Raw genomic sequence first — 16,971 nt, forward strand, 5'->3', positions numbered from 1 at the left:
TGCAATCAATGGTTTTATTGTTAAGTCGCCATTTATAATGACAGACACAATGTAAGCTCAAAGGGGCGCCCCTTTTTGAGCCTGTAATTTAAATTGTGACTACTTACTCACGCTGCTGGGTCTCTGGCTCCATTGGGAGCGAGCATCAGTTGTATAAAATAAGTAATGTTGTTTATTCAACATTTGGCCGCCATCACGAGTGATAGGCTGCCAAGATATTCTTGCTCGGCTCGTACTTGGTTTCACCGTCATGAGATCCAATGGTACAGAAACATAGAAGCCTTTGTTGTAGCTACCTTCACCGTATTCTTCTGCAGTCAAATCCGTCAGGGTCGCATAAGCACCCACAATCACGCCGGATTTAAATTGCTTTGAGAAGTCGACACGAGCACCCACATCACCACCAAGGAATTTACCGGCACTGACTTTAAACAGCGTACTATCTAAAAATTGCCATTGCGGCATGTAATAACCGGTTAAGTGACCGGTGCTGCCCTTGCTTAATACATAAGCTTGGCATTTCGGGGTTGGGGTGTTACATGTCGATTCATTGTAGAAGAAGTAATCCTCACTATAAACACCAAACCAAGAGTTAGGATCGCGCTGGCTAATCAGGTTAGCATCTAAGCCGACAGCCCAGTTTTTACCGTATGGGCGGTAAAGAACTTCACTACCTACACCTGCGAACATCGATTCTAAATAGCCTGCATAGACTTGCGTGTAAATAGACTCTGCTGGTTGTTCAAACCACGTTAACTGTAGCCTGTTTAAGCGAACAGGTTGTTCTACGTAAGCTCGGAACATCGTACGAACTCGTGGAGTGGCGTAGTTGCGAACATGCGGTGAGTTTTCAACGTAGTTAAATTTGTCGTAGTTATCAAACAGATTGAAATAAACAGAGCCTGCCAATTCAACGTTATCTGTTAACCAGTAGTTGGATTTTGCATTCAACCCAACGCTGTATAAATAGAACGCTTCTGGCGCGCCAAAGCTCTGCTTCAGAACAGGATCAATGCCATAGCCCCAACGCTCTTTTGTGGAAGCAAGCATTGTTGATGAGTGCTCGGTTGGTTCTCCCTGAGTCATACTCTCTGCGACGTTAGCATTGATTGCCATATGGTGTGAGGCGGCGACATATTCGCTACGATCAATGATGGTTTCTGTTAGAGGTAGGCCATCTTGATTTTCGACCACGATAAATTGCTCAACGCTCTCATCACTGTGATTGGTTAAAATGGCTGCCGCTCGGTCGAGGGCTTCATTGCGATCGCGATATTTTCTTTGCTCCCCGGTTAAAACAAGCGTTGTCCCTTGTTTTGACAGTGTGCTTTGTTTATACCCCGCGTTCGTCTCAAGTTGATTAGCGACATCTTGCCAATCGGTATCTGACTTTTGTTGAGCGGTACTTAATTGAACCGTTTGTTTTGGTTCATCACGCCAGATCGCTTTCATGTCATTGAAGTTAGTGTAGAGATTAAAACCTAACGTGAGCGTATCACCACGTTGATAGCTTAATTTTGCATCTCCCCAATCACCTAGGCGATAGTTAACTCCCACATTGATTGGCGTATGTTGCGGCATCGGTTTGCCACGACCGACAGGAAAGTCTTCACTATAGTCATTACCTTCGTATTCTATTTTTATTCGTAGTGGGTCATAAGGCGTTTGGTATTCAATACCACCAAATAGAGCTGCTGGGCCTTTAAACCAACGTTCAAAATCTACACTACCGCCAGTGCCTTTAAAGTCACTTGGGCGCGTGCAATATTTATCACTCGCTTTACAGAATGGGTTTGTTACCGTACCGCTTTGGCCTAAGTAGCCCCAGCCTAGACCGAGAGTAAAATCAAGGTTGCCAAAGCGCTTTGTCGCCGCGAGATATTCAGCATCAAATAGACCAGTACCACCAAAATCTCTCACACCAACGGAGGTTTCAGGTAGCCAGTAGCTTTCTTCTAATAAGCGAATTTTGAAATCGATACCTTTGTCGGTATATATATTATCACCGCTGTATGCAGGATCATCGCTGTAATAGGTGTCTGGTACGCGAGTGTAGCGAATGGTGGTTTCTAGCCAGCTCATTAACTGCAACGAGGTCGAATATTGATGATAGTCATCATTAACACTGACTCCGACATTAAATTCGCCTTCTTGTGCCATTCGCCCTGATGGTGTTTGAATTAAACCGGTGCCACCAAAATCGGTTTGTGATACTTGCCAGGTTGCGTTGCTAGCAAAGCTGGGTACCGAGAGCAGGCCAAATGATGATAAGAGCAATGGCAGTTTACGGATCTTCATTTTGTGCTTGTTCTCATGCTAATTAGTTTAACGATGCGCTCTTCCAGTTCTAGAGTGCTGGCTGAATCGGAGTTGTAACCTAAAAAGACCACCGTGCCTGGAATTAATGCTGTGTTTTCATTGTTCCAATAGGCATAGCCAACCCTTTTGTAGTGTCCATCCGGATAAACCACCCAAGCGTAGCTAGGGTGAGCACTTGAGAGCTGTGCAAGTGGCTCAATGTAATGACTGAGAGTTTTGTTTGCTCCGAGATCGATAGATTGAGGGACGGTTAACAACCCTTCAATGCTGATCTGCGGTGTCCTTGTTGTCGTTACCAGTTCAAAATGGCCATTGAGCATAGGATTCGCTTGAGGTTGAATGCGAATATGATCAAAATCGAGTGTTAACTCTTCTCTATAACCCACATTCCACGATTTAATTTGCTCAACCAGAATATCAACGGACGCTTGATTGACACTATTTTTTGCAGCTAAAGCTTGCAGTTCATTGATGACTTGCTGTCTTAGTTGGTAGCTTTGTGGTTGCTTATCAATATTAAACAGTTTGTTGCCCACCGCGTATTGCGTGAGAGCCGTTGTATTACGATTACTTTGGCTTATTACGTCAGCAAATACCTGTTCTAGGCGAACGGGCTGAGAATATTCGAGCTTAATCTCTTCTTGTGGAATATTGATGGTTAATGCGTTGGCAAAAGAAGGGGATATTGATGCGATCCCCGTAAGCCAGAGTGCGATAGGAATCACCTTTGTTTTACTTATGCTATTAAAAGTCATATTCATCTACTCCGCATATGGCTTGAGAACTTCGATTTCAATAAAGAGTTCATCGGGTATTAACCATTGTGCACTTTTTACGACGTTACCTTGAGTGTCTACCCAGTAGTCATTTTGCATTTGCTGGCCGATTTGGTCGAACGTGATCACTTCATGAACTTGAGTGGTTTGTTTCTGCCACAACAGGGAGGTGATTTTTTCAGTGCCTTTGGGCGTGCTTTCTATTCTCGCCTTGTTGCTATACAGATAACCGGGTTGCCAATCGTATTCACGACTGCTCCATGAATTTGCGTATTGATTTGGCGCGGCAAGTCGGTTGTTGGAAGACATGTTGACTAAATTCGCTTTTGGAAACATCGCCGTTTTAACAATGCGTCCATTTTCAGTAGTGATCATGGCACTATCGGCGGACACCCATTTTAATTGGGTGTTACCAGTCAGCGGGTTGGTGTCGGCAAAGGCCAACACCATAAAAATTTGATGTCCGTTGTTGATCCGAGCATAAATGCTAGCATAAGGAAGTTCTGCGACTTGCTCTGCGGTCATGTCTACATCATTAAAACCAAATAATGCTTCATGAATAGTGGCATTGAGATCTTGGGTTCGTTGAGAGCATCCGGCCAGTAAGCTTATAAAAATGATAAGTAGAGCGCTGCGAAGGTGAGCCATTAATTCATCCTGACAATGAAGTAAAAGAAGGGTAACTAGAAGGATCAAAAAACACCCTTAGCAAGCTAAGGGTGTTGGTTACTCGTTTTAACGATTAGTTAGAACCGTCAGAACCGTCAGAACCGTCAGAACCGTCGTTGTCATCAGATGCAACTACTGCTACTGCAACTACTGCTACTGCACCTACAGCGACTGCTGTTGCTGTTGCTGTACCAGCTGCTGCTGCTGTTGCTGTTGTGCCACCAGCTGCGCTACCGCCAGCTGCTGCTTCAGTCGCAGCGAAAGCGCTTGTTGAAGCACCTAGAGCCACTAACATTGCTAGAGCAATATTTTTCATTTTATATATCCTTGTAAATTTACAAATTAAACATCGATGTTGGAGATATTAAGCTCTCCGTTGCTTATTCTAAAAGACATTCTGTTAAGTGTAAAATAGTTAACATCCTGTTTTGATTAAAACTATAGAATATTTGAATATTAAACTATTTATATTCGTTATTACTTTTTAATTACAACCGTATCAGTAATGGTAATATTTTAGCTTGAAAGCATCGTGAATGCTGACTATCAGGTTTAAAGCACTCTTGAATTCCCATGTTTTTGTCCGCATATATTGAAAATAACCAATTTTAAATACAAGAGGCCCTACACGTGACTACCATCGTTTCAGTACGTCGAAATAACAAAGTTGTCATCGCGGGTGACGGACAAGTATCGCTAGGCAATACCGTAATGAAAGGCAACGCGCGCAAAGTGCGCCGCTTATATAATGGTAAAGTATTGGCGGGTTTTGCTGGCGGCACGGCAGATGCGTTTACGCTGTTTGAGCGCTTTGAAAGCAAGCTGCAAATGCACCAAGGCCACCTAACCAAAGCGGCGGTAGAGCTGGCGAAAGATTGGCGCAGCGATCGCGCGCTACGTAAGCTTGAAGCGCTGCTGGTGGTTGCCGATGAAACCGCATCCTTGATCATCACCGGTAATGGTGATGTGGTTCAGCCTGAGCACGATTTGATTGCGATTGGCTCTGGCGGTAACTACGCACAAGCGGCGGCGATTGCTTTATTAGAAAACACCGATTTAAGTGCGCGTGAAATCGCTGAAAAAGCATTAACGATTGCGGGCGACATCTGTGTCTTCACTAACCATCATCACACTATTGACGAACTAGAAATCCCAGCCCCAAGCGCTGAATAATAAAAAGATAGTGAATAAAGAATTTAAGGAATCTGATTATGTCTGAGATGACCCCTCGTGAGATTGTTCATGAACTGAACCGCCATATCATTGGCCAAGATAACGCTAAACGCTCAGTGGCGATTGCACTGCGTAACCGCTGGCGTCGTATGCAGCTTGAAGAGAGCTTGCGCGTAGAAGTATCACCAAAGAATATTTTGATGATTGGCCCAACTGGTGTTGGTAAAACCGAAATTGCCCGTCGTTTGGCAAAGCTCGCCAATGCACCCTTTATCAAAGTGGAAGCGACGAAATTCACCGAAGTGGGTTATGTCGGTAAAGAAGTCGAAACCATTATTCGTGATCTGACCGATGCGGCGATCAAAATGACGCATCAGCAAGAGATGGAAAAAGTAAAATTCCGTGCTGAAGAGCAAGCGGAAGAACGCATTCTTGATGCTCTATTACCGCCAGCGCGTGACGCTTGGGGTCAAAACGAGCAGCCACAACAAGATGAAGAGCGTCAGTCGAATACTCGTCAAATCTTCCGCAAGAAACTACGTGAAGGTCAATTAGACGATAAAGAGATTGAGATTGATGTTGCTGCGCCGCAAATGGGCGTTGAGATCATGGCGCCTCCGGGCATGGAAGAGATGACCAATCAGCTGCAAAGCATGTTCTCGAATCTTGCTGGCGACACCAAGAAAAAGCGCAAGATGAAAATCAAAGAAGCAATGAAAGCTTTGGTTGAAGAAGAAGCGGCGAAACTGGTTAACGCAGAAGATCTGAAAGAGCAGGCGATCTTCAACGTTGAAAACAACGGTATCGTCTTCATTGATGAGATCGACAAAATCTGTAAGCGTGGTGAAAGCTCAGGCCCTGATGTGTCTCGTGAAGGTGTTCAGCGTGATCTATTGCCATTGATTGAAGGCAGCACAGTTTCTACTAAGCACGGCATGGTCAAAACCGATCATATCCTATTTATTGCATCGGGCGCATTCCAAGTGGCGAAACCATCGGATTTGATCCCTGAATTGCAAGGTCGTCTACCAATCCGTGTTGAGCTTGAAGCGCTTTCAAGCAATGACTTCAAACGCATTCTGACTGAGCCAAAAGCGTCGCTGACAGAGCAATACATCGCTTTGCTTAAAACCGAAGATGTGAATATTAACTTCACTGAAGATGGCATCACGCAAATCGCAGAAGCGGCGTGGACGGTGAATGAAACCACCGAGAACATTGGTGCGCGTCGCCTGCATACGGTGATGGAGCGCCTAATGGATGAGATTTCATTTGAAGCGACAGAGAAACCAGGCAGCAGCATGACGATTGATGCCGAGTACGTGCAAAAACGTCTTGGTGAATTTGTCGAAGATGAAGATCTAAGCCGTTTTATTCTTTAATCGAAAATTGCGTATTAGAAAAAGTCGGCTTCGGTCGGCTTTTTTATTGTCTGTCGTTTGAGGTGGGGGATTTTCAACGGATAAAAAAAGAGGCAGATGCTCGGCATCTACCTCTTGGCTTATGTTTCTAATCGGCACTGTCGCATGACAGTGTTATGGAGAAGAGATTAGATCATAAATACAAAAATTACTGCCAACGCAGAGATTAAAGCTGCGAATGCGTAACAGGCGATCTTACCTGCTACACCGGTGTGGAATTTAAGATCGTGCATACCGTGGTGTACACGGTGCATTGCATGCCACATTGGTAGTGCAAGGCTGCCGATAATAAATAGCGCGCCGATGATGCTAGTTGCGAACTCAGAGACACGCTCGTAGCTCAACGCTTCCGCATCAATAATACCAAGCGGTGCAAGAATACCGAGTACTAACACAGTGATAGGCGTAATCATGGCAAACCATGTACCGCCAGCGCCAAATAGGCTCCACCAGATAGGCTCATCAGAGCGGCGTGGTGAATGATCAACTTTGAAATTTGGGGTCATAACATCGCTCCTTAAACAACGATCAGAACAACAAGAGAAATAAACGCAACCGCTGCCCATTGAGCAAGGACGATCAATTTCTTGTCGACTGGTTTGCCTTTGATGCGAATTGGCATCACTTGCGGCATCATGCTGAAGAAGGTTTGCGCGTGCAATAGGCTACCCGCTAGTGCCACGATATTGATTGCCACTACCAATGGGTTCGCCATGAAGTCTAACCAAGTTTGCCAAGCTTCTGGCCCTTTTACTAGTGAGCCTAAACCAATGGTTAGGAACACAGTAAATAGAATCAAAGGTAGTACCGTTGCTTCACGCATCATGTAGAAGCGGTAGAACGGACTGCTTTGCCACCACGTACGTTTCATTTCACGAACGTAAGGTTTACGATTACTCATCCTAAGCCTCCTCTTTCACTGGTTTACCATCAGGCTTTAGCATCGCAATCACAAAGTCCATTGATGATTCAATTTTACCTTGGTTTACTGCTGCTGCTGGATCCACGTTCTTCGGACATACTTCAGAGCAGTAACCGACAAAAGTACAACCCCAAGCGCCATTCTTACCATTGATCAGCGCCATACGCTCAGATTTACCGTTATCACGGCTATCCAAGTTGTAACGGTGTGCCATAGTCAGTGCTGCAGGACCAATAAACTCAGGGTTTAGACCAAACTGAGGACACGCTGCGTAACACAAACCACAGTTGATACAGCCAGCAAATTGCTTGTATTTTGCCATTTGCTCTGGAGTTTGCAGGTTAGTGCCGTCTTCAGGTTTACGGTCGTTACCGATAATGTAAGGTTTGATGGCTTCAAGGCGCTCGATGAACGGCGTCATATCAACAATCAAATCTTTTTCGATAGGGAAGTTCGCTAGTGGTTCGATCTTCACGCCATCTGGGTAATCACGTAGGAAGCATTTACACGCCAGTTTTGGTACGCCATTAACCATGATGCCGCAAGAGCCACAGATCGCCATACGACAAGACCAGCGGTAAGAGAGGTCTTTGTCTAGGTGGTCTTTGATGTAGCCTAGTGCATCAAGCACAGACATGGTGTCATCAAAGGGTACTTCAAACGTTTGTAAGCGAGGCTCTTCATCATGCGCTGGGTCATAACGTAGAACGTCTACTTTTTGAATACGATGTGCTGACATTATGCTTGCTCCTCTGCTTTCTTCTCTTCAGCTTGGGCTGCTTCTTCCGCTGCCGCTTTTTCTGCTGCTTCACCGTATAGACGTGCTTTTGGCTGAGACTTAGTAATGGTTACATTGCTGTACTCAATGCTCGGCGCTGCGTCTGGTTGGTAGAAAGCTAAGGTATGCTTAAGGAAGTTAACATCGTCACGCTCTGTGCAGTTGTCATCAAGACGTTGGTGCGCACCGCGAGACTCTTTACGTAGGATCGCTGAGTGAACCATCGCTTCTGCCACTTCAAGGCCGTAACCGATCTCGATGGCGTATAGCAGGTCAGTGTTGAATACCTTGCCTTTGTCTTTGATACTGATGTTTTTGTAGCGTGCTTTAAGCTCAGTGATCTTCTCAATCGTCGCTTGCATCAAATCTTCTTGGCGGTAGATACCACAACCCGCTTCCATGGAGTGACCCATTTCAGTGCGGATATCGGCCCAGTTTTCGTCGCCGTCTTGCTCAAGCAGTGCTGCAATACGCGCTTCAACCGCTTTTACTTGCTCGGCAATAGACTCGTCATTCCAGCCTTTAAATTCTGCCGCGCGAGCAACCGCTTGTTCACCCGCTACGCGGCCAAAGACCACAAACTCAGCCAATGAGTTAGAACCTAGGCGGTTTGCACCGTGTAGGCCAACAGAAGCACATTCGCCCACAGCGAACAGACCTTTGATGCGCGTTTCACATTGACCGTTAGTCTCAATACCACCCATGGTGTAGTGCACGGTAGGACGAATTGGGATTGGCTCTTTGGCTGGATCAACGTTAACGTAAGCTTTTGCTAGCTCACAGATAAACGGTAGACGCTCTTGTAGGTATTCTTCACCTAGGTGACGAAGATCAAGGTGTACCACATCACCCAGTGGGTGTTTGATGGTGTTGCCTTTTTGATGCTCGTGCCAGAAGGCTTGAGAAACTTTGTCACGTGGACCCAGTTCCATGTATTTATTTTTTGGCTGGCCAACCGGAGTTTCTGGGCCCATGCCGTAATCTTGTAGGTAACGGTAGCCGTTTTTATTGACGATGATACCGCCTTCACCACGACAACCTTCGGTCATCAGGATACCTGTACCAGGCAGACCAGTTGGGTGGTATTGAACGAATTCCATATCACGTAGAGGCACGCCGTGACGGTAAGCCATTGCCATGCCGTCGCCAGTTACGATACCGCCGTTGGTGTTACAGTGGTAAACACGACCCGCACCACCGGTAGCAAGTACCACCGATTTCGCTTTAATCGTAACAAGCTCGCCTTCCGCCATGTGGATAGCGATCAGACCTTGCACTTCACCTTCGTCAACCAATAGGTCAACCACAAAGTACTCATCAAAACGTTTGATGTTTTGGTACTTCATTGAAGTCTGGAAAAGGGTGTGAAGCATGTGGAAGCCAGTTTTGTCGGCAGCGAACCAAGTACGCTCAACCTTCATACCACCGAAACGACGAACGTTTACTTCGCCATTTTCTTTACGGCTCCATGGGCAGCCCCACTGTTCCATTTGAATCATTTCGCGAGTTGAATTCGCCACGAAGTATTCAACGACATCCTGTTCACATAGCCAGTCACCACCACCAACGGTATCGTTGAAGTGATTATCTAGGCTATCTTCTTCCTTGATAACTGCTGCTGAGCCACCTTCAGCGGCAACCGTGTGGGAGCGCATTGGGTAAACTTTAGAAATTAGAGCAACTTCTAAGTCAGGGTTAGCTTCAGCCGCTGCAATAGCAGTACGAAGACCAGCGCCGCCAGCGCCGATGACTGCGATATCTGTGATGATAGTTTGCACAGTTATCCTCCAGTGTGTAAGTGCGGTCAATCCCGCTTGTTATAGTAAGAGAGTGTGTGCAGATGCTTGTTTCAGATAGTGTTATCCATACCGAAATGGACGTGCTACACATAACTCAAAAGTGTTATTGCCAGTGTAAGAGAGGGCATAGTTGTAAAAATTGATGTATTCCGGATTTTGTTCCGGTAATGCAAAAGAGAGCATAGAAAATGCCGGATATGTGAGAGTAGTCACGACATGGCATTTTTACCGACAAGCCTTGATGTAAATGGTGTTACAGCGGTGTTGAAATTTATTTGTGGCACGTTAGTTGAGGTGTTATTTAACGGCCAAATCTACACCAATTGATTAGGGGTGTTTTTATTGCCAAGGTATAGAGTGGCCGAATGAATCGTGCGGCAAGGCGCAAGAAGGCTTGCACCCGTGATGAAAAGTGCTATGTTCGCCTCTTCGCGAGATGAGCAGAAAAGAGAAGGCAGAAAAATGAATTGGCAACCAACCGCATCCATCGAGTTACTCAAACAGCGCGCTGAGTTACTCAGCCAGATCCGTCATTTTTTTGCTAAGCGTAATGTACTGGAAGTAGATACTCCGGCAATGAGTCACGCCACGGTGACCGACGTACATCTACAAACCTTTCAAACCCAATTTGTTGGTCCGGGCTATGCCGATGGCAGCAAGCTTTATTTGATGACCAGTCCTGAATTTCACATGAAGCGCCTTTTAGCGGCGGGCAGTGGTTGCATTTATCAAATTAATAAAGCGTTTCGTAACGAAGAGAATGGTCGTTATCACAATCCCGAGTTCACCATGTTGGAATGGTATCGCGTTGGGTTTGATCACCACCAATTGATGGATGAGATGGATGACTTGCTGCAGTTAGTTATTCGATGCGGCGCCGCACAACGTATGACTTATCAACAAGCCTTCATTAACGTATTGGGTGTGTGTCCTTTGGAAGGTTCGATGACCGAGCTGAAAGTCGCTGCTGATAAGCTAGGTCTGAGTGATATTGCCGAGCCAGAACAAGATCGCGACACGCTGTTGCAGTTGCTGTTCAGTATCGGTGTGGAGGCGAAGATTGGCCAAGACGTGCCTGCCTTTGTCTATGATTTTCCAGCCTCCCAAGCGGCCCTTGCTAAGATCAACCAAAACGATGAGCGTGTTGCCGATCGTTTTGAGGTCTATTTCAAAGGGATTGAGTTGGCGAATGGCTTCCATGAACTTGATAATCCTGCTGAGCAGTTAGCTCGCTTTGAGCAAGACAATGCTAAGCGTCTGGAGATGGGATTAACCGCACAACCGATTGATTATCATTTGATTGAGGCGCTAAAAGCCGGCTTACCAGAGTGCGCTGGCGTAGCGCTGGGCATTGATCGTTTGATTATGTTAGCGCTCGGCCAAGATCATATCGATCAAGTCACTGCGTTTCCATTTCCGATAGCTTAAAAAACGCCTCTTCTTGAAGAGAAGAGGCGCGTAAATATTACTGATTGTGATTAAAAATTTTATATTCGTTGTAAGCCAATGCGTTTTCGTTATCTTGTCGTACATTTTGTGTTTCTATAACACTTATGGTGTCCGTGTAAGACTCATTACTGTAGTCGTTATCGACAACTTTATACGCATTAAAGAAACCAGATAGGAAAGCACTATCTAATGATGAATTGCTGCCATTTGTGAATAGTGAAATCTCAACTTTATTAAGGGTATTTCCCCAAATAGAATCTATGCCATTATTGAACGTCATCAAAGGCTGAAGCTCTTTTGATGGTGCGTAGATAGCTTGTGAAACGGAGTGTGTTAAATTTGCTGCAGAAATAAGCGTACGTTGGAAGTTCATGGAATCAGCAACTGAGCCTGTATAACCATTTACGCACGAGCCGTGATCAGATGTACTGCATGAACTAAGAGTTTTTGCAGTCAAGTTAGGATTGGGCATTGCTAGATCCGTTAATACATTGCTCTCATTAATTCCAGATGCTGCATCTGAAACGTTAGTGCTATAACTGAAGTCCCATTGCTTATGCGTTCCTTCGATGGCTAAATAGTAATTATTACCGATAGTACTTGAATAACTATAGGTCCCTTGAGTGTTAGTTGATAGTGCTTGCCATTTAAGAGCCCCTGTCCCTGAACGATAAACGTTTAGTTCTGCACTCGTTAGTACGGCATCATTATTTGGCTGCCATGTCGTATCTTTATCTTGCACATCTGTTAGTTCTATTGCGTTGTCGATGTGACTACCGCTTCCTGCTTGAACGAAACTATATTTTAGTAATTGCCCAACTTCGCAAGCTGAACTTCCTGTTCGGCAGAAGCGAGCAGCGAGGACTTCTTGGCCTGTATAACTACGATAATCAATATTGTTTTGAGAGTTCGAAGTGATATTTTCAACTGTGGTGTTGAAAGCAAATAGACCGTTATCTGGATCTCCATCGTCATTAATGAATCCAGTATATGTAGTAGGAAGAGCTCTTGAGCTTTTAGTTATGCATGCTCCGCTTGAGGTTTCGCCTTTAGCATTTATTGTAAATCTGTTTGGGATTAACGACTTTTCAATTGTTAGAACATCATAACCAGTGTGTACGCCTGCAGTGTTTGTTGCGACTAAACTGATATATCCATCAGTAGGCACTTCGCTCTGCTCAAATGTGAATGAGCCATTTGTCCAATCTGTGCCGCTGTATGAGGCTATGTTTTCACCGGTTTTACTGTGAATATAAAGAGTTATATTTTGACCGATAGCTCTAGAGGCTACGATATATTTAGACGGAGATTGATCGGAATCTTGTCCATAAATCTCACAATTACCAATTTGGTTAGCATTCTTGATCGCTAATGCGACAAAATCGATTGTGTATTTAGGGGCTACATATGGCGAAGATTCGCTACCGCCACAGCCGACTAAAATTGCCGGGACGGCAAGTAATGTTGCTAATTTTACTGATTGCATGTGAGTTGATTCCGTAATAATCCGAGTTGTTAAATTTTAAGCAAAAAACAAGCCAGTTTATATAGTTCAAGGTTGTGTTTTTTTCTCGTCTTACATCAAAGAATGATTAACGTATTGTGTCTTTGACTTTAGGTGTGAGAATAAAGAAAGGGCGCCGTGATAACATCCAATTGAATTGAGAAATGCGTTTCAGCGCGAGTTTAAGTCTGTCTGTGTTCAAGGACGTTACAAGTAATCCCGCAAAGCGTGGTCACGATCGCTGATTCTTTCTGTTCTGGACTCGCCTAGAACAACCAAGCCCGTTATACTCCCAATCTGATTTAAAACTAGGGCTGATAGTCGGCCCTACTATCTATACAAGAGCACAGGATATGCAAGAGTACATCGCGTTTTTCCAAGAAAATATGATCATGTCTGTGGTTTGGGTTGGCCTACTTGTTGCCCTAATCATGAATATCGTTAAAACCTCAACGGCAGCTTACAAAGAGATCAGCGTTGCTGAGACCACTCAGCTGATCAACCGTGAGAATGGTGTGGTGATTGATATTCGCGCGAAAGACGAATTCAAAAAAGGTCATATTACCGAAGCACTTCACATTTTACCTTCGGATATCAAAGCAGGTAACTTCGGTAGCCTTGAAAACAGCAAATCAGACCCAATTATCGTGGTATGTAAAACCGGTCAAACTGCACAAGAGAGTGCAAATCTTCTAGCAAAAGCGGGCTTTGAAAAAGTATACGTGCTGAAGAGTGGTTTGATTGCTTGGAGTGAAGCTAACCTACCGCTAGTACGCGGCAAGAAGTAATCACGGCGAGCGGCGCTGGTGAATTAATCAGCGTTTGGCGAAGAGAGATGTGAAGATTGCCACGAATTTGATGGCAAGGTTAGTGTTAGTCGCATCTCTCGGTTAGTCTCAAGCAAACTTTGATATTTAAGGCATAAAGGATTCAATAATGGCTGAAGCAGCACCAACACAAGAAGCACAGAACTTCGCAATTCAACGTATTTTCCTAAAAGACGTTTCTTTTGAAGCGCCTAACTCACCAGATATGTTCCAAAAAGAATGGAACCCAGAAGTGAAGTTAGATCTAGACACGCAAAGCCGTGAGCTAGGTGCTGGTGTTTACGAAGTGATTCTACGTCTTACCGTAACGGTGAAAAACGCAGAAGAGACAGCGTTCCTATGTGAAGTTCAGCAAGGCGGTATTTTCTCGGCTGAAAACATGGAAGCAGGTCAATTGGCACACTGCCTAGGCGCATTCTGTCCAAACGTGCTTTTCCCATACGCACGTGAAACGATTTCAAGCCTAGTAGTTAAAGGTACATTCCCTCAACTAAACCTTGCACCAGTGAACTTTGATGCATTGTTTATGAATTACCTACAGCAGCAAGCGCAGCAAGGCGAAGCTCAAGCTGATGCTTAATTAGCGCCTTCTATCGCGTTAAGATTATCTAAAATGCACAAGGCATCGTATATGCGTTGTGCATTTTTCGTTTATAGCCGAGTGGTTGATACCAAAGTGGTTTAACACGCGTTAAACTATTTGGGTATAGCAACTTGTTTATCAGTCAACAGGCGGAACAATGACAAATTCAAACATCAACAATGCCTATGGCAAAGAGATCGCAATGACCGTTTTGGGCGCAGGCTCTTACGGCACTTCTCTGGCGATTTCTCTGGCTCGTAATGGTGCCAACGTGGTGATTTGGGGGCATGAGCCTGAGCATATGGCTAAGTTGCAAGCTGAGCGTGCAAACCATGAATTTTTACCAGGGGTTGATTTCCCTGAGTCACTGATCGTTGAGTCAGATTTAGAGAAAGCAGTTTCTGCCACGCGTGATTTGCTGGTGGTAGTACCAAGCCATGTATTTGGTATCGTACTTAATAGTGTGAAACCTTTCTTACGCAGTGATTCACGTATTTGCTGGGCAACCAAAGGGCTTGAGCCTGAAACCGGTCGTCTGCTGAAAGATGTCGCTCATGATGCGTTGGGTGAGGGATACTCTCTGGCGGTACTATCAGGGCCTACGTTTGCTAAAGAACTAGCAATGGGTCTACCGACGGCAATTTCAGTGGCGTCTCCTGACGCGCAATTTGTTGCCGATTTGCAAGAGAAGATCCACTGCAGCAAGACATTCCGTGTTTATGCCAATAGTGACTTTACCGGCATGCAATTAGGCGGTGCGGTGAAAAACGTGATTGCGATTGGCGCGGGCATGTCGGATGGTATCGGTTTTGGTGCTAATGCTCGTACCGCATTGATCACTCGTGGTCTAGCGGAAATGTGCCGTCTTGGCGCAGCGCTAGGCGCGCAAAAAGAAACCTTTATGGGTATGGCAGGTTTGGGCGATCTTGTCTTAACTTGTACTGATAACCAATCACGTAACCGTCGCTTTGGCCTTGCGCTTGGTGAAGGTAAAGATGTCGATACTGCTCAGGCTGAAATTGGCCAAGTGGTGGAAGGTTATCGCAATACCAAAGAAGTATGGATGTTGGCGCAACGTATGGGCGTAGAAATGCCAATCGTTGACCAAATCTATCAAGTATTGTATCAAGATAAAGATGCACGAGAAGCAGCAAAGGATTTGTTAGCGCGTGACAAAAAAGCAGAAGCATAATTCAGCGGCAGCGAGATGCTGCCCAGAAGGTTACAACATGAAGCATTGCGAAAAAAAACAGGTATGGCAAACCATTGTTCAAGAAGCAAGGCAGCAATCTGAACAAGAGCCAATGCTGGCCAGTTTCTATCATGCTACGATTATTAAGCATGATAGCCTGTGCGCCGCACTGAGCTATATTTTAGCTAATAAGCTCAATACCGCGTCGATGCCAGCAATGGCAGTGCGTGAAGTGGTGGAAGAGGCGTTTGCTTCTGATCCGAGTATTATTGAAGCCGCCGCGTGTGATATTTGCGCCACGGTGAACCGTGACCCGGCAGTCGCAATGTATTCCATCCCATTACTCTACCTTAAAGGCTACCATGCGCTACAAGGCTACCGAGTGGCAAACTGGTTGTGGAAACAAGGGCGCATAGCTTTAGCGACGTACCTACAAAACCAAATCTCAGTCGCTTGCCAAGTGGATATCCACCCAGCAGCCACGATTGGTCGTGGCATCATGCTCGATCACGCGACAGGGATTGTGATTGGTGAAACGGCGGTGGTTGAGAATGATGTTTCCATTCTTCAAGATGTGACTCTTGGTGGTACTGGTAAAGAGTGTGGCGATCGTCATCCTAAGATCCGTCAAGGCGTGATGATTGGCGCAGGTGCGAAAGTATTGGGTAATATCGAAGTGGGCGTAGGGGCGAAGATCGCTTCTTGTTCGGTGGTATTGCAGCCCGTGCCACCTCATACCACGGCAGCAGGTGTTCCGGCTAAGATTGTTGGTCGACCAAAGTCAGATATGCCATCTTTGGATATGGATCAGCAGTTTAACGGTAAGTCGCAAAATTTTGTCGATGGAGACGGTATCTAATATCTGTTTTCATTCAGACAAACCTCTAAACGAAAAAGGGTTGGCCAATGCCAACCCTTTTTTATTGAATACCATTAATTGGTAAGCAAATTACGCGATAGTCTCTAATTCAGCGAGTACTTCATCGGCCCAAACGATCCATGCTTGGCGGAGCAATAGGTTGCGACGCAAGGTTAATCGTTCAAGACGTTGTGATTTATCCAGTGCAGCAATGTTTGAGTAGTACGCGTTTTCAATTTCTTGATAGTGCGTGACCAGCTTACGAGATTCATCAACTAACTCAGCTAACTGTGCTTTGAACGGCGCAGAAGGTTGCACTGAACAAGCCATTAATTTTGCTGAGAACTCATCACGCACGGTTGGGTGTGCGGTTGGTTGGTCAAACCATTCGCCTAGCGCAACACGGCCAGCGTCGGTAATCGAATAAACCTTACGGTCTGGTTTTCCCTCTTGTGGTTCCAATACGCACGTCACAAGCTGGTGTTGGGCCATTTTGTTCAGTTCGCGGTAAACCTGCTGGTGGCTTGCTTTCCAGAAGTAGCCGATCGTCGCAGAAAATTCTTTAGTGATGTCGTATCCAGTAGCATCGCGAGTGCTAAGAACGGTGAGGATTACGTGTGGTAATGACATGTCTTTAATCCAAATGGTCAATAAACTTTAAATCAACTGCCAACATCTTGGTGTGCTTCTTGAGGCACGT

Annotated in this window: 17 protein-coding genes; 7 read left to right on the forward strand and 10 right to left on the reverse strand. The window is 45.3% G+C overall.

The features are described 5' to 3' along the window. Positions 1-99 precede the first annotated feature (99 nt). The 4 genes from RJD38_RS07575 to RJD38_RS07590 form a co-directional block, all read right to left on the reverse strand. Positions 100-2,298 carry a YjbH domain-containing protein gene (locus RJD38_RS07575; protein ID WP_367971154.1) on the reverse strand — a complete coding sequence of 733 codons (2,199 nt, stop codon included), beginning with the start codon at positions 2,296-2,298 and terminating at the stop codon, positions 100-102. Beyond that, complete coding sequence (locus RJD38_RS07580) at positions 2,295-3,080, reverse strand: capsule biosynthesis GfcC family protein (protein ID WP_367971155.1); 786 nt, start codon at positions 3,078-3,080, stop codon at positions 2,295-2,297. The genes RJD38_RS07575 and RJD38_RS07580 overlap by 4 nt, the downstream gene beginning before the upstream one ends. Continuing rightward, positions 3,081-3,743 carry a YjbF family lipoprotein gene (locus RJD38_RS07585; RefSeq protein ID WP_367971156.1) on the reverse strand — a complete coding sequence of 221 codons (663 nt, stop codon included), beginning with the start codon at positions 3,741-3,743 and terminating at the stop codon, positions 3,081-3,083. Between the two features lie 94 nt (positions 3,744-3,837). Next, positions 3,838-4,080, reverse strand: coding sequence for a hypothetical protein (locus tag RJD38_RS07590; RefSeq protein WP_065429719.1), 243 nt, complete (start codon positions 4,078-4,080; stop codon positions 3,838-3,840). Positions 4,081-4,394: 314 nt separating this feature from the next. Between RJD38_RS07590 and hslV the strand changes: the two genes are divergently transcribed. Continuing rightward, positions 4,395-4,937, forward strand: coding sequence for an ATP-dependent protease subunit HslV (gene hslV / locus RJD38_RS07595; protein WP_065429720.1), 543 nt, complete (start codon positions 4,395-4,397; stop codon positions 4,935-4,937). A 38-nt stretch (positions 4,938-4,975) separates the two neighbouring features. Next, on the forward strand, positions 4,976-6,319 hold the full coding sequence (gene hslU, locus RJD38_RS07600; protein WP_005593653.1) for an HslU--HslV peptidase ATPase subunit: 1,344 nt from the start codon (positions 4,976-4,978) through the stop codon (positions 6,317-6,319). Between the two features lie 167 nt (positions 6,320-6,486). On the opposite strand, the gene frdD is transcribed toward hslU, so the two are convergent. Genes frdD through frdA form a run of 4 tightly spaced genes read right to left on the reverse strand, consistent with a single transcriptional unit; the run spans position 6,487 to position 9,836 of the window. Further along, positions 6,487-6,864 (reverse strand): fumarate reductase subunit FrdD, encoded by a 378-nt coding sequence (gene frdD, locus RJD38_RS07605; RefSeq protein ID WP_367971157.1) that lies wholly within the window; start codon positions 6,862-6,864, stop codon positions 6,487-6,489. Positions 6,865-6,875: 11 nt separating this feature from the next. After that, entirely contained in the window at positions 6,876-7,259 is a 384-nt protein-coding gene (gene frdC / locus RJD38_RS07610) for a fumarate reductase subunit FrdC (protein ID WP_005593655.1), read from the reverse strand. Between the two features lies 1 nt (position 7,260). Next, positions 7,261-8,019, reverse strand: a complete 759-nt coding sequence (locus RJD38_RS07615) for a succinate dehydrogenase/fumarate reductase iron-sulfur subunit (RefSeq protein WP_005593656.1) — start codon at positions 8,017-8,019, stop codon at positions 7,261-7,263. Next, positions 8,019-9,836, reverse strand: a complete 1,818-nt coding sequence (gene frdA / locus RJD38_RS07620; RefSeq protein ID WP_005593657.1) for a fumarate reductase (quinol) flavoprotein subunit — start codon at positions 9,834-9,836, stop codon at positions 8,019-8,021. The genes RJD38_RS07615 and frdA overlap by 1 nt, the downstream gene beginning before the upstream one ends. A gap of 483 nt (positions 9,837-10,319) precedes the next feature. Here frdA and epmA point away from each other — a divergent pair, with 483 nt between their 5' ends. Then, the gene (gene epmA, locus RJD38_RS07625; protein ID WP_065545784.1) at positions 10,320-11,285 is read left to right on the forward strand and encodes an elongation factor P--(R)-beta-lysine ligase; all 966 of its coding nucleotides are present in this window, start codon (positions 10,320-10,322) and stop codon (positions 11,283-11,285) included. Between the two features lie 37 nt (positions 11,286-11,322). Here epmA and RJD38_RS07630 read toward each other — a convergent pair whose 3' ends face one another. Continuing rightward, complete coding sequence (locus RJD38_RS07630; RefSeq protein WP_367971158.1) at positions 11,323-12,792, reverse strand: hypothetical protein; 1,470 nt, start codon at positions 12,790-12,792, stop codon at positions 11,323-11,325. Between the two features lie 371 nt (positions 12,793-13,163). On the opposite strand from RJD38_RS07630, the gene RJD38_RS07635 reads away from it, so the two are divergent. The 4 genes from RJD38_RS07635 (at position 13,164) to cysE (ending at position 16,271) form a co-directional block, all read left to right on the forward strand. Further along, complete coding sequence (locus RJD38_RS07635; protein WP_005593663.1) at positions 13,164-13,598, forward strand: rhodanese-like domain-containing protein; 435 nt, start codon at positions 13,164-13,166, stop codon at positions 13,596-13,598. 148 nt (positions 13,599-13,746) lie between these two features. Continuing rightward, positions 13,747-14,217, forward strand: coding sequence for a protein-export chaperone SecB (gene secB, locus RJD38_RS07640; RefSeq protein WP_005593665.1), 471 nt, complete (start codon positions 13,747-13,749; stop codon positions 14,215-14,217). 160 nt (positions 14,218-14,377) lie between these two features. Continuing rightward, positions 14,378-15,412 (forward strand): NAD(P)H-dependent glycerol-3-phosphate dehydrogenase, encoded by a 1,035-nt coding sequence (gene gpsA / locus RJD38_RS07645; RefSeq protein ID WP_009386415.1) that lies wholly within the window; start codon positions 14,378-14,380, stop codon positions 15,410-15,412. Positions 15,413-15,449: 37 nt separating this feature from the next. Continuing rightward, the gene (gene cysE, locus RJD38_RS07650; protein WP_005593669.1) at positions 15,450-16,271 is read left to right on the forward strand and encodes a serine O-acetyltransferase; all 822 of its coding nucleotides are present in this window, start codon (positions 15,450-15,452) and stop codon (positions 16,269-16,271) included. 90 nt (positions 16,272-16,361) lie between these two features. On the opposite strand, the gene RJD38_RS07655 is transcribed toward cysE, so the two are convergent. Beyond that, positions 16,362-16,901: a PadR family transcriptional regulator gene (locus tag RJD38_RS07655; protein ID WP_009386414.1), complete on the reverse strand. Its 540-nt coding sequence runs from the start codon at positions 16,899-16,901 to the stop codon at positions 16,362-16,364. Positions 16,902-16,971 lie beyond the last annotated feature (70 nt).

It is taken from the genome of Vibrio scophthalmi (genome assembly GCF_040869025.1).
In the GTDB taxonomy this organism is placed as follows: Bacteria; Pseudomonadota; Gammaproteobacteria; order Enterobacterales; family Vibrionaceae; genus Vibrio; species Vibrio scophthalmi.